At 74.0% G+C, this 13,492-nt stretch carries 11 protein-coding genes; 5 read left to right on the forward strand and 6 right to left on the reverse strand.

The annotated features are described in order from the left end of the window. Window positions 1-53 precede the first annotated feature (53 nt). Complete coding sequence (locus tag ABZY91_RS39020) at window positions 54-1,340, forward strand: carbohydrate-binding protein (RefSeq protein ID WP_355408623.1); 1,287 nt, start codon at window positions 54-56, stop codon at window positions 1,338-1,340. 376 nt (window positions 1,341-1,716) lie between these two features. Here the strand turns inward: ABZY91_RS39020 and ABZY91_RS39025 are convergent, their stop codons facing one another. From ABZY91_RS39025 to ABZY91_RS39045, 5 genes are all read right to left on the reverse strand, one after another. After that, window positions 1,717-2,373, reverse strand: a complete 657-nt coding sequence (locus tag ABZY91_RS39025; protein WP_355408625.1) for a GNAT family N-acetyltransferase — start codon at window positions 2,371-2,373, stop codon at window positions 1,717-1,719. Window positions 2,374-2,408: 35 nt separating this feature from the next. Next, entirely contained in the window at window positions 2,409-3,194 is a 786-nt protein-coding gene (locus ABZY91_RS39030) for a hypothetical protein (RefSeq protein WP_355408627.1), read from the reverse strand. 207 nt (window positions 3,195-3,401) lie between these two features. Then, window positions 3,402-5,174 carry an oleate hydratase gene (locus tag ABZY91_RS39035; RefSeq protein ID WP_355408629.1) on the reverse strand — a complete coding sequence of 591 codons (1,773 nt, stop codon included), beginning with the start codon at window positions 5,172-5,174 and terminating at the stop codon, window positions 3,402-3,404. A gap of 106 nt (window positions 5,175-5,280) precedes the next feature. Continuing rightward, window positions 5,281-6,516, reverse strand: a complete 1,236-nt coding sequence (locus tag ABZY91_RS39040) for an MFS transporter (RefSeq protein WP_355408631.1) — start codon at window positions 6,514-6,516, stop codon at window positions 5,281-5,283. Between the two features lie 141 nt (window positions 6,517-6,657). After that, window positions 6,658-7,887, reverse strand: a complete 1,230-nt coding sequence (locus ABZY91_RS39045; protein WP_355408633.1) for a GNAT family N-acetyltransferase — start codon at window positions 7,885-7,887, stop codon at window positions 6,658-6,660. A gap of 222 nt (window positions 7,888-8,109) precedes the next feature. Here ABZY91_RS39045 and ABZY91_RS39050 point away from each other — a divergent pair, with 222 nt between their 5' ends. The 3 genes from ABZY91_RS39050 to ABZY91_RS39060 all read left to right on the forward strand — a co-directional run bounded on the left by ABZY91_RS39050 (window position 8,110) and on the right by ABZY91_RS39060 (window position 11,559). Beyond that, window positions 8,110-8,334: a hypothetical protein gene (locus ABZY91_RS39050; RefSeq protein ID WP_329881358.1), complete on the forward strand. Its 225-nt coding sequence runs from the start codon at window positions 8,110-8,112 to the stop codon at window positions 8,332-8,334. Between the two features lie 236 nt (window positions 8,335-8,570). After that, the gene (locus tag ABZY91_RS39055; RefSeq protein WP_355408635.1) at window positions 8,571-10,634 is read left to right on the forward strand and encodes a discoidin domain-containing protein; all 2,064 of its coding nucleotides are present in this window, start codon (window positions 8,571-8,573) and stop codon (window positions 10,632-10,634) included. A gap of 247 nt (window positions 10,635-10,881) precedes the next feature. After that, window positions 10,882-11,559: a hypothetical protein gene (locus ABZY91_RS39060; RefSeq protein WP_355408637.1), complete on the forward strand. Its 678-nt coding sequence runs from the start codon at window positions 10,882-10,884 to the stop codon at window positions 11,557-11,559. A gap of 73 nt (window positions 11,560-11,632) precedes the next feature. On the opposite strand, the gene ABZY91_RS39065 is transcribed toward ABZY91_RS39060, so the two are convergent. Further along, window positions 11,633-11,965, reverse strand: a complete 333-nt coding sequence (locus ABZY91_RS39065; RefSeq protein ID WP_329881361.1) for a metalloregulator ArsR/SmtB family transcription factor — start codon at window positions 11,963-11,965, stop codon at window positions 11,633-11,635. A 378-nt stretch (window positions 11,966-12,343) separates the two neighbouring features. Between ABZY91_RS39065 and ABZY91_RS39070 the strand changes: the two genes are divergently transcribed. Beyond that, on the forward strand, window positions 12,344-13,426 hold the full coding sequence (locus tag ABZY91_RS39070) for a HoxN/HupN/NixA family nickel/cobalt transporter (RefSeq protein ID WP_355408640.1): 1,083 nt from the start codon (window positions 12,344-12,346) through the stop codon (window positions 13,424-13,426). Window positions 13,427-13,492: the final 66 nt, after the last annotated feature.

Below are 13,492 nucleotides of genomic sequence, written 5' to 3' on the forward strand. Positions count from 1 at the left end.
CGGCGCCCCCCCGTTCTTCCCCGCCGGCGTCGTGTCTGGCGGCCCCCCCCCCGGTGGCCACACCCCGCCGGGCGCCGGCCCGCCCCCCGCACCCGCGCGGCTGTCCCGCGGCGACGCCCGAGGTGCTGGCCGCGCTGCAGCGCGACCTCGGCCTCACCCCCGACCGGGCCAGGACCCGGCTGGCCAACGAGGCCCGGGCGGGCGCCAGGGCCGCGGCCCTGGCCCAGGGCCTGGGCGGCACCTGGGCCGGCTCGTGGGTCGACGGCCCCGACGCCGCCACCCTGACCGTCGCCACCACGCGGCCCGCCGACGCCGAGACGATCCGGGCGGCCGGCGCCAGCCCCGCCCTCGTCACCCACCCGCTCGGCACGCTGGAACGGACCCTCGCCGCACTCGACCGCGCCGCCGGGCACACCACCGCGGTCGCGGCGCCGGTACGGTTCGTCGACGTGCGCACCAACGCCGTCGTGCTCCAGGCCACCGACGCGCGCGCCGCCGAGCGGCTGGTCACGGCGGCCGGCGTGGACCGGGCACTGGTCCGGGTGGAGACGGTCACCGAGACACCCCGGCCGCTCTACGACATCCGCGGCGGCGACGCCTACTACATCGGCGGCAGCAGCCGCTGCTCCGTGGGCTTCGCGATCACCCGCGGAACCACCCAGGGCTTCGCCACCGCCGGCCACTGCGGGCGTGCCGGCTCCTCCACCACCGGGTCCAACCGGGCCTCCCAGGGCAGCTTCCAGGCCTCGGTCTTCCCCGGCAACGACATGGCGTGGGTCGCCGCCAACAGCAGTTGGACCGCCACCCCGTACGTGAGCGGTCCCGGCGGGAACGTCCAGGTGACCGGCTCGGTGCTGCAGCCCGTCGGCTCCTCCGTCTGCCGGTCCGGCTCCACCACCGGCTGGCACTGCGGGACCATCCAGCAGCACAACACCAGCGTCACCTACGCCGAGGGCACCGTCTCCGGGGTCACCCGCACCAGCGTGTGCGCCGAACCCGGGGACTCCGGCGGCTCGTTCATCTCCGGCAGCCAGGCTCAGGGCGTCACCTCCGGCGGCTCCGGCAACTGCTCGCAGGGCGGCACCACCTACTTCCAGCCCGTCAACCCCATCCTCCAGGGCTACGGACTCACCCTGAAGACCGACTCCCAGGGACCGGGCCCCGGCCCCGGTCCGGGCCCCGGTCCCGGCACCCCCGGCGGCACCTGGGCGGCGGGCACCGTCTACCAGGCCGGCGCCACCGTCACCTACGGCGGCGGCACCTACCGCTGCCTCCAGGGCCACCAGGCCCAGCCCGGCTGGGAGCCGCCCAACACCCCCGCGCTCTGGCAGAGCGCCTGATCCCGCACCGCACCGACTCCCGCGTGCGCCGTGGTCCACCGCGTGGCGGACCACGGCGCACGTGCGGTGCACCCCGGACCGCCTCCCGGCACGGCGCGACGGCGGGCCGGTGATGTGAGACGTTGGTCGGGGGTCGGAACCATGGAGGAGGCGCCATGTCGTCCAAGCGACGCCGCAAGAAGAAGGCCCGCCGCAAGCACGCCGCGAACCACGGCAGGCGGCCCCAGTGCTGAACCGCCGCCCGGGGTGAGGCCGGGTGTCCGGCCCGGAGCACCGACGTGCTCCGGGCCGGCCCGCGCTCGGACCCCAGCGGCCGGGCGTCAGCGGCAGCACCCCAGCGGCAGCACCCCAGCGGCAGGGCGTCAGGAGTCGGGCGTCAGCGGCCGGCGGCCTCCGGGGCGAAGTAGAGGCTCGCCATGGTGGCGCGGGCGGTCCAGCCGAGGGAGGCGTAGAGCGCGCGGCCGTCCGGGGTCGCGACCAGTAGACCGGTGTCGGCCCCGCTCCGGCGGGCGGCGTCCTGCAAGGTGCGCATCACCAGGCCGCCCAGACCGCGCCGGCGGTGCTCGGGCGCGGTCTCGATCTGGTCGGCGACGGCGGTGGCGCCGGTGCAGGCGATCTGACCGCGCGCGGCGAAGTGGCCGTCGGCGGTGCGGACCAGCACCCGGACCACGCCGCCCCGGCTCCACGAGGTGAGGGTGTAGCCGGCCGGCACGGTCGGACGCTCGGCGGCGAGCGGCACGGTCATCAGGAAGCCCGGCACGTCGAACTGCCAGCCGGGGCCGAGCCAGGGACGGACGGTGTCGTCGTCCGCGAAGAGCTTCAGCCACGTCCCCGGCGCGCTGGTACCGGCCACGATCTTCCGGACGTCGGCCTCGGTGGGCTCGGGCAGGACGTGCCGCGACACCTGGGCCTTCTGTCCGACGTCGACGGTCCACCCCCACGGCTCGTCCACGGGGTCGCTCGCGCCCCGCGAGACGATCCAGCCCTCGATCCACATCCGGACGAGTTCGTTGACGGTGAGTCCCTGCATCATCCACCCCCGTAATAGTCAAAATAGTCCCGCATAGCTTACCCGACCGTGCCCGGTGCGGTCGATGCGTTCGCCGGGACCGGCGTCGCCGTCGCCGTTGCCGTGGCCACCGGGAACGGGGGCAGCTCGGCGTGCCGCACCGTCAGGTCGCCCGACACCGACGGCGCGAAGGGGGCGGGCGCCATGCAGGTACCGGCCCGGCCCTCCGTCGTGCCACCGGCCTCGTCGGTGTCGGCGTTCGCCACGCCCCACGAGAACCCGACCCGGTCCGGCTGCCCGGCGTCGCCGGCACCGTCGACGACGCTGAAGCCGCGGCGCTGCCCGACGGTGTCGGCCACCTCCGGATCGGCCCGGACCACGACCGCCGTGAACGAGGCCGTCCGGCCGCCGGTCACCAGGCAGTCCACCGCGGCCTCCGAGGTCACCGTGCGGCCCTGCGCCGTGACGTGGTGCGAGATCCTCACCGTACCGCGCGCATCGGTCGGCAACCCCTGCGGAAGCTGCGCGGTCGGACGGCTGAACGGCACCGCCTCGACGTCGAAGACGAACCGTATGTCGTCGTCCGGGGCATAGGCGTAGGCGATCCGCACCGAGCCGCCGACCGCGGCCGAGGAGGACGCGGCGGCCGGCGTGACCGGGGTGACCGGGGCGGGCACAGCGGCCGACGCGCCGGCCGGGGACGCAGGCTCGCACCCGGCCAGGGCGGCGCACAGCACACCGGCGGCGAGCACGGCGGCGATCCGCGGCCCGGTGCCGGTCTCGGCGGCGGCGCGGACGGCGGCCCTACGAACGGTACGGACAGTGCGGACGGTGCGGACGAACATGGCGAACTCCCCTGCTGCGCGGGCCTTTCGGCCCCTCCGAGGCCCCTCCCCGGCGACGGCTCCAGCCTCCCGCCGCGCACCCCGCCCCGTCGCGTGCCGATCGGCACGTGCGTCCGCCGCGCCGAAGTCCGACCCGTCGCCGTACCCCTGCCGTTCGGCAGGGGTACGGCCGGCCGCGCCGACAGGGACGCGCCCGGGCCGGGCCGGCTACTCCTCGGGCTCGGCGATCAGGCCGAACTCGGCCAGCAGCGCGCCGACTTCGGTCGCGTCCAGCCGGTGCAGCAGGTGCTTGCGCACGAACGCCGGCCCCGGAAGGTCGAGTTGCTCGCCGTCGCGCAGCCGGCTCGTCGCGGCGAGCAGCTTGCGCAGGTCGTAGGTCGAGTTGAACACCTCGGGCACACCGCGCTCGATGCCGAGGAGACGGTAGGCCGCCTCCATGCCGGTGCGGACGGAGTACTCGGTGGTGAAGATCGTGTCCCGGGTCGTCTCGGCGAACTGGCCGATGAAGGCGAAGTTGACCGCGCCCTCCGGCACCACGTCCGGCCGGTCCCCGGCATGGCGGGGAAGGAAGAAGGACGTCACGTACGGCATCATCACCGGCACGCACCGCGCGCCCTCGGCCGCGAGTTCGGGAATCTCCTCCACGGGGACGCCCAGGTGGTACAGCCACTCCCGGGTGATCTCCTCCCCCGTGCACTCCTGCATCGGCTTGCGGACGAAGTCGCCGGGCCGGTCCACGAAGAGCGAGTAGAGCCAGACCACGATCCGGTCCGCCGGCTGCTGCTTGAAGTGCGGCTGCCGGTTGACCGTCCAGCTGAGCAGCCAGGAGGAGTCCCGGGCGGTCACGGTGCCACCGGTGACGACACCGCCGGAGAACGGGTCGCGCTTGGCGACCTTCTGGATGTACCGCGGGATCCGCGGGTCGAGGGTGGTGACCGTCGCCGACTCCCACTTGCTCTGCGCGATGTTGCCGCAGAACACCTCCGGGTGCCCGAAGGCGGGGTCCTTCGCGGCGATCCGGCGCCACAGGTCCCAGGCCGGGGCGGGGCCCTCGTCGAGCCGGGCCGGGGTGTGCTGGTCGCCGTTGTCGGAGTTCTCGGTGAGCGAGCCGATGGTCGTGAGGACCAGGTCGTCCGCCCCGAGGTCGACGCCGCCCGGCCGCCCGGCCTCGGTCCAGTGGATCCTGGTCGCCAGCTTGCGCCCCGGGGCGAGGTCGAAGTCGATGTCGGTGACCTCGGTCCCGAAGCGGAAGACCACGCCCCGGTCCAGCAGCCACCGGGTCAGCGGGAGCACCATCGACTCGTACTGGTTGTACTTGGTGAACTTCAGTGCGGACAGGTCCGGCAGTCCCCCGACGTGGTGGACGAAGCGGTGGAGGTAGAGCTTCATCTCCAGGGCGCCGTGCCACTCCTCGAAGGCGAACATGGTGCGCCAGTAGAGCCAGAAGTTGCTCTCCAGGAACTCCCGCCCGAACACCTCGTCGATCCGTTTGCCCTCCAGTTCCTCGTGGGTGGTGAGGAAGATCCGCACGAGGTCCTTCTGCGCGCGGTCGTCGAGTGCGAAGAGCCCGTCGGTGCCGGCGTCCTCGCCGCGCCGCTCGGTCACCCGCTGGAGCGAGAAGTTCGGGTCGTCCTTGTTGAGCCAGTAGAACTCGTCGAGGACGGAGGCGCCCTCGATCTCCAGCGACGGGACGGAGCGGAAGAGGTCCCAGAGGCACTCCATGTGGTCCTCCAGCTCCCGGCCGCCGCGGATCACGAAGCCCTTGCCGGGCTCCTTGATGCCGTCCAGCGCGCCCCCGGGGAGCTTCAGCCGCTCCAGGACGGTGATCCGCTCCCCCGGCAGCTGCCCGTCCCGGATCAGGAAGGCGGCCCCGGCCAGCGACGCCAGCCCCGCCCCGACGAACCAGGCGCTCTTCCGCTCCACGCCGTCCGGCTTGCGGGGGCGGGCGAACGCCTCGTAGTTCCCACTGCTGTAGTACACGTCGACTCCCTTGCTCGCAGGCCGTTCCATTCACTCGTGGCGCACGTGCCCACCGCCTCGCGGGCAGGACCGAACGGGTGACGGGACGGCGGTCGCGGCCCGGGTATCAGACCGCCCGCGCGCTCTCGGGCCGCGGTGCGCGGGCGTCCGATGCCCGCTGCTCGCGCCGCGCCCAGCGGACGGCCGGCGGCGCCGCCAGGCCCGCCAGCACGAACAGCGCTCCCACCACGTACCAGCCGGGGCGGCCCCAGGTGATGCAGAGCGCGACGAGCAGGCCCGGGCCGAGGGCCTCCGCCAGGCCGGCACCCAGGCCGAACACGCCCAGGTACTGGCCGGTGGCGTGCTGCGGGGCGAGAGCGAAGGACACCTCGAACCCTCCGGCCGAGTGCCACAGTTCGCCGACCGTGTGCACCGCCACCGCCGTCAGCAGCAGCGCCACAGCCGCCGGGACCGGCGCTCCCGCGGAGAGCGAGACCAGCGAGCAGGAGACCAGGAAGGCCGCCCCCGCCCGGCGGTAGGCGCGTCCGCCGGCCTCCGGACTGTCGACGCTGCGGCTCGCCCGCACCTGGAGCACCACGACGAGGACGGTGTTGGCGAGCATGGTGCCCGAGACCATCCAGTGCGGGGCGGCGGTGTCCGCGACCAGCCACAGCGGGATGGCCACGGTGAGCACCTTGAACTGGACGGCCATGATGCCGTCGAGAACGGTGAGCAGCAGGTAGGGCCGGTCGCGCAGGGCGATCCAGCGCGGGCCCCGGACGGCCGGCGGCGGCGCGAACGGCGGCAGGAACAGCAGGATCGCGGCGGACGCCGCGAAGGCGACCGCGTTGCCGAGGACCAGCAGCCGGTAGGCGGTCACCGTACCCACCTGGACCGTCCAGCCGGCCAACAGGGCGCCGAGCGAGATGCCGACGTTGGTCACGGCGCGGAGGTAGGCGCGGAACTCCTGCGGCCGGTCGCCGCCGTGATGCCGGATGAGCGGGCTGCGCGCGGCCAGTCCGGCCGCCTTGGCACCGGTGGCCGTGCACACCGCGAGGACGAACGGCCAGAAGGCGTCCACCAGGACGAAGGCGGCGGTCGCCAGCGCCTGGACGACCAGGGTCGTCGCGTAGACGCCGCGCGCCCCGCGCCGGTCCGCGAGGTGGCCGACCCCGATGCCCACGGCCAGCGAGACGAACCCGGCGATGCCGAGGCCGAGCCCGACCTGCGCCGCCGGCAGGTGCACGGCCTGGGTGAAGTACAGCACCCCGGCGGTCAGGAAGAGGCCGCTGCCGACGGTGTAGACGAAGTTCGAGGCGGCGATGACGCGTCGCGGTCCGGCGTCCGGTAGCAGCTGGGGCACGGCGGCGCTCCACGGGAAGGCGCGGGTAATGACCAGACCAGCCTGTTGCAACTTACTCGCAAGAGCAAGAGGCATGCAGCGAGTCCGGTCCGACGCGCCGCCGGGCGGACGTCCGGGCGGTACACCGCCCGGGTCCGGGCCTCAGTACGGCAGGTAGTAGCTCAGGAAATCGGCCGTGAGCGGCGGGAACAGCACCGGGAACAGCTCCTCGTCCGTTCCGTAGACGTCGGGGCGGATCCGGGCCAGCCCCTCGATGCCGTGCGGGCCGAACAGCAGCGCGGGGAGCTGGTCGGGCGCCACCCCGGCGCCCTTCGCAAGGCCGGGTCCCTGCATCGGGCCGCCGGTGACGACCTCGCCGAGGCCGTCCGCGAGGACCGGGATCCGGTAGTGGGCGCCGAAGGTGGAGATCACGACGTCCCGGCCGACGCGGTCGACGCCGGCCGCGGCGAGGCGCTCCCAGAACAGCGGCCGCAGGCGGTCGAGCAGCACCGCGACGTCCGGGATGCGGACGTAGTACTGCTCCGCCGTGCGGCGCGGCCCGTCGTCGAGGAACTCCTGCCAGGCGGCGGCGGTCACGGTGCCGGCCCGGTGGACGACCCGCAGCCCGCCCTCGGGCACCAGGGCGGCTGCGGCGCGGAGCAGCTCCCGCGCCGCAGCCTCGTCGACCGCCGCGGCCTCGGCCAGCAGCATCTGCTCGCCCGGGGGCGTGATCCGCCCGACGGCCGCGACCGACCCGGCGCGTTCGAGGACGCGGAGGCTGCTGGCGTCGTGCTCCAGCAGCCACCGCCAGCGCGCCTCGGGGTGGGCGACGGCGACGTCGAACCCGGCCTGTGCCGCGTCCTGCAGCGCCGTCACCGCCGGGATGTCCGCCGGCCCGGCGGCACGGAGCAGCGGCGCGCCCTCCCCGGTCGGCGTGCTCTCCCCGGTCGGCAGGCTCCGCACGGCCTGCGTCCGCGGTATGTCGATGGCGTACTCGTAGCCGAACAGCCGGTAGAAGTACGGAATCCCGATCATCACCTGGACGAGGTGCCCCCGGGCGGCGGACCGGTCGTGCGCCCACCGCATGAGGGCCCGGACCAGACCCCGCCCCTCGTACGCGGAGTCGGTGGCGACCAGTTCGACCTGGCCGGCGGGCAGCCGGACGCTCCCGATGCGGACCTCCTCGTCGAGCAGCGTCGCGGTGGAGACCACCCGGTCCCCGTCGACGACCACCGCGCAGGCCGGGTACCCGGCGTCGGGGTCGTCGACCACCAGGCGGTGGTCCAGCGCGTCCCCCGGTTCGCCGCGCTCGGCGAGGAGCGCGCCGATCTGCTCCAGGTCGGCCGGCCCCGCCTCCCGCAGGACGAGGCCGTCGGCCAGCGATACGGACACGGAGGATCCTGTGGTCTCGGTCACGCCCGGACTATTGCACCCGTCGCTCCGCCGCGTCCATCGAGTTTCCGGGCACCGCTCCGGGGCGGCCGGACGGGGGCGCCGTCGCCCGAACGCCGCACGGCGGGGCGTGCCGCCATCCCACCGGGCCCCCTCCGATGGCCGACCGGGGCCGCGGGGGATTGCATGGAGGGACCGACCCCACTGTTCCGGGAGGGTGCCATGTACGAGATGTGGGCCGAGCACGATCCGGCGGTGAACCCGCCGTCCCTGGTCTGGCACGTCGTGGCGAAGGAGGATGCGTCGAAGTCGCTCTGCGGCCGGTTCCTGGAACCGGGTCAGCGCGTCGTGCCGGGCGGCTCCGACGGGCAGCCCGGGCTGCCGGACAGTTACTGCGACCCGTGCCTCGTCACGGTGCGCGAGAGCATGGCGGCGACCGCCGGCTGATCGTGCCGGGCAGCAGGGTGCCCCGCCGGAACGTCCGGCCGGGCACCCTTCCGGCTGCCCGCCGTCCGCCGTCGGTCCACCCGTTCCGTCCCGAGCTATTGACGCGGATTCCAACAGTGGCGATTCTCGTCACACCGAGTACGCGGGACATGACAGTCGATCCGGCGGGGTTCTCGCGCTCCGAGCGGACGGCCCTTCGACCGCGTCGTCCGCTCGTCCGGAACTGAGTGGTGACCATGACCCGACTCCCCCACGCCCGGCCACGAATCGTCACCCTGCTGATCTCCCTCCTCGCCCTCGCCGCCGCGATGCTCGCCTCCCCGGCGCCCGGAGCGGCGAGCGGCGCCGACTGGTGGGAGCCCGTCTCCCGCCCGGCGCCCGACTCCCGGATCGACGTCACGGGCGAGCCCTTCCGGGGCACCGACGCCCAGGGCAGGGTCCGCGGCTTCGTCGACGCGCACAACCACCTGATGTCCAACGAGGCCTTCGGCGGCCGGCTCATCTGCGGCAAGGCCTTCTCGGAGGCCGGCGTCGCGGACGCCCTGAAGGACTGTCCCGAGCACTACCCCGACGGGTCGCTCGCCTTCTTCGACCTCATCACCAAGGGCGGCGACGGCCGGCACGACCCCGACGGCTGGCCGACCTTCGCCGACTGGCCGGCCCACGACTCGCTGACCCACCAGCAGAACTACTACGCCTGGGTCGAACGCGCCTGGCGCGGCGGCCAGCGGGTCCTCGTCAACGACCTGGTCACCAACGGGGTGATCTGCTCGGTCTACTTCTTCAAGGACCGCAGCTGCGACGAGATGACCTCCATCCGCCTCCAGGCGCAGAAGACGTACGACCTCCAGGCCTACGTCGACCGCATGTACGGCGGACCGGGCAGGGGCTGGTTCCGGATCGTCACCGACAGCGCGCAGGCCCGCGAGGTCGTCCGCCAGGGCAAACTGGCCGTCGTCCTCGGCGTGGAGACCTCGGAGCCGTTCGGCTGCAAGCAGATCCTGGACGTCGCCCAGTGCAGCCGCGACGACATCGACCGGGGACTGGACGAGCTGCACCGGCTGGGCGTCCGCAGCATGTTCCTCTGCCACAAGTTCGACAACGCGCTGTGCGGGGTGCGGTTCGACGAGGGCGGCCTCGGCACGGCGATCAACGCCGGCCAGTTCCTGTCGACCGGCACCTTCTGGCAGACCGAGCGGTGCGCCGGCCCGCAGCACGACAACCCCATCGGCCTGGCCCCGGTGACGGCCTCCGTGCAGCAGCAGCTCCCCCCGGGCGTGACGGTCCCCTCGTACGCCGGGGACGCGCAGTGCAACACCCGCGGCCTGACCGAGCTCGGCGAGTACGCCGTGCGCGGCCTGATGAAACGCAAGATGATGCTGGAGGTCGACCACATGAGCGTCAAGGCGGCGGGCCGCGCCTTCGACGTCCTCGAATCGCAGTCGTACCCCGGCGTCCTCTCCTCGCACAGCTGGATGGACCTCGACTGGACCGAGCGGGTCTACCGGCTCGGCGGCTTCGTCGCCCAGTACATGCACGGCGCCGAGGGGTTCAGCGCGGAGGCGGGGCGCACCGACGCACTGCGCGACAAGTACCGCGTCGGGTACGGCTACGGCACCGACATGAACGGCGTGGGCGGCTGGCCGGGCCCGCGCGGGGCGGACACCGCGAACCCGGTGCGCTACCCGTTCCGCAGCGCGGACGGCGGCTCCCTGATCGACCGTCAGACCACCGGCAGCCGCACCTGGGACCTCAACACCGACGGCGCCGCCCACTACGGCCTCGTCCCGGACTGGCTGGAGGACGTCCGGCTGGTCGGCGGCCAGGACGTGGTGGACGACCTCTTCCGGGGCGCGGAGTCCTACCTCACCACCTGGGGCGCGGCCGAACAGCACCGGGCCACCGTGAACCTGGCGGCGGGAGCACCCGCCGCCGCCAGCTCCAGCGAGTGGAACCCGTTCACGAGCTACGCACCCGGCCGGGCCGTGGACGGCAGTACGGCCACCCGCTGGGCGAGCGACTGGAGCGACGACCAGTGGCTGCGGATCGACCTCGGCGCCACCACCCTGGTCGGCCGGGTCACCCTGGACTGGGAGCGCGCGTTCGGACGGTCCTACCGCATCGAGGTCTCCACCGACGGCGCGACCTGGCAGCCCGTCTGGGCCACCGCCGACGGTGACGGCGGCCTCGACACGGCACGGTTCGCCGGTGTCCCGGCCCGCCAGGTCCGCGTCCACGGCCTGCAGCGCGGCACCTCCTGGGGCTACTCGCTGCACGAGGTCGGCGTCTACGGCGGCTGACCGTCCCGGAGCACGGCCGCGGCCGCCTCCCGCAGCGCGTCGCGGCGGGGGGCGGCCGCGGCGCGTGTGACCCACGGTGACGGGGGGCGGCCGGGGCACCGCCCGTCGGCGGCGCCCGGAGAGTGCACGGTGTAGTCGGCCGGCCACGTGTCGTAGGTCTCATCGGCGGCCCGGGCCGGTTCGTCCGCGTTCCGATGTGGTGGGATGTGCCGTCACCAGGTGATGGTCACTGACGCGGGGGTGCGTGTTGAGGAGTGGACGACTGTTCGGTCTCCGGCCGGACGAGGGTGCGGCGGAGCTCGCCGCGGCGGGCCTGATCCGGCTTGCGGCCGAGGAACGGCGGGGCGGCGGGGCCGGCACCCGGCCCTGGCTGTGGCAGATGCGGGCGGCCTCGTTCGCGGACGCCTGGCTGGCCTTCGCCGACCCGGCGGCGCCCGGGCTGCGGGTGCCCGCGGAGGCCGTCCTGCAGTCGGTGGTGCACCGGGCGGCCGAGCTGGTCCTCCAGGCGCACGACGGGGACGGCCCGGCGGCGCTCGACCGGCTGGGCCGGCAGGCCGCCGAGGCCCGCGAGCGGGCCCGGCGGGACGACGCCTCCCACCCGGCCGAACCCGACGCCTTCGCCCTCGTCTGGCACGGCGTCCGGGCCGCGTCCGCCGGCCACGGCGCGGAGACCGAGCGGGAACTCCACCGCACGCGCATCGCCGAACGGTGCGAGGCGTACGTCCGCGGGCGGCACCGCCGCCAGGACACGCTCGCGCTCGTGCTGGCCTGCGCCCGGTGCGCCGCGGGCGCCCTGGGCGAGCTCAGCGACGACGACCCGGGGGCTGCGGCCGCGTGTCTGGAGGAGCACGCGGCCCGGTTCATGCGGCAGGACGGTCCCGCCCCGCTCTGGGTGCCGGGCCGACCGGGCCAGCTCACCGGCTGAGGCCACCGGGCGGGCGGCCGTCGGCCGCCCGTCACCGGACGCCCGTCACCGGGCGCTCGTCACCGGGCACTCGTCAGGCGCCGGCGCGGGGCACCTCGTCGAGGAGGTGCCCCAGCGCCTCGTCGGCCAGCGCGTACCGGACGACCCGGCCCTCCTTCACCGCGGTGACGGCGCCGGACGCCCGCAGCAGGCGCAGGGTCTGCGAGACGGCGGTGGGGCTCACGCCGCAGGCGAGGGCGAGGTCGGAGACCGGGATCGGCCCGGCCGCGCGCAGGGCCACCAGCACGGCCAGCCGCCCCGGTTCGGCCAGCAGCGCGAACCGGGCCGCCGCCCGGCGCAGCCCGTCCCGGCCGGCCACGGCCTCGGCCGCCGCGCGTGCCGCGGCGTCGTCGATCGCCCGTGCCACCCCGTCCCCCACTCGTACGCATGCCGCCACGTTGCGTTATTGCAACATATGCGCAACTGCGCAACCTTGTCGAGAAGTGCGGCATGCCCCTACGGTGGTCCCGCCGTGGTGCTCGGGAAGACCGGTGACGCTCCTTCGGGAGCCAGTCCGGAGCGGCCCTCGCCACTGTGAACGGGGAGCGTCCCTGCCGGGTCCGCGCACGCGGGCAGTCACCGGTGCCGCACGGCGCCGGGAAGACGAGTCAGGGACGCGCTCGGCCCTGCCCGGACGCGGGCGGAGCCGTCCACCCAGAGCCAGGAGACCGGCCACGGCGTGCACGACTCCCCCGACCTCACCCGGGGGTGCCCCCCATCGAGGAGCTGGAGAGGCTGCCCGCCCATGTCCCTGACCAATGAGTCCCCCGGAACGACACTCGCCCAGCCGCCCCGCTGGCAGCGCCGGGACACCGTCCGCACCGCGGTCCTGCTGGGCGTCATCGCCGCCATGCACGTGGTCGCCTTCGGCACGCTGTTCCTGCTGGTCGCGCCCAACGACTACACCGTCGGCACCCAGGTCTTCGGCGTCGGACTCGGCGTCACCGCCTACACCCTCGGCATGCGGCACGCCTTCGACGCCGACCACATCGCCGCCATCGACAACACCACCCGCAAGCTGATGGCGGACGGGCAGCGCCCGATCTCGGTCGGCTTCTGGTTCGCGCTCGGCCACTCCAGCATCGTCATGGCGATGGCCGCCCTGGTCGCCGGCGGCGCCCAGTTCGCCGGCACCCTCGTCGACGAGGAATCCAGCGTCCACGGTGTGCTCGGCGTGATCGGCACCAGCGTCTCCGGCACCTTCCTCTACCTGATCGCGGCGCTCAACCTGTTCGCGCTCGCCGGCATCTACAAGGTCTACAAGGCCATGCGGGCCGGGCAGTTCGACGAGCGGCAGCTGGAGAAGCACCTCGACGAGCGCGGCTTCATGAACCGGATCCTCGGCCGCCTCACCAAGTCCATCACCCGCCCCGGCCAGATGTACCCGCTGGGCGTGCTCTTCGGCCTCGGCTTCGACACCGCGACCGAGGTCGCCCTGATGGTGATGGCCGGATCCGGCGCCGCCTCCGGCCTGCCCTGGTACGCCATCCTCTGCCTGCCGCTGCTCTTCGCCTGCGGCATGAGCCTGTTCGACACCCTCGACGGCACCTTCATGAACTTCGCCTACCACTGGGCGTTCTCCAACCCCGTGCGCAAGGTCTACTACAACCTCACCATCACCGGCCTCTCCATCGCCGTCGCCTTCCTGATCGGCACCATCGAGCTGGTCTCCGTCCTGCACGAGAAACTCGACCTCACCGACCCGGTCAGCACCTGGATCGCCGAGATCAGTCTCGACAACGTCGGCTACGTCATCGTCGGACTGTTCGTCGTGGTCTGGGCCTGCGCCCTCGGCTACTGGCGCCGAGCAGGTCGAGCGCGGGCTTGAGCCGGCCGCCGACCACGTCGAGGGCGCGCCGGAAGGCGGCCTGCTCGTCGATCCGGGCGACGGTGA

The organism is Kitasatospora sp. NPDC002965 (genome assembly GCF_040611255.1).
GTDB lineage: Bacteria > Actinomycetota > Actinomycetes > Streptomycetales > Streptomycetaceae > Kitasatospora.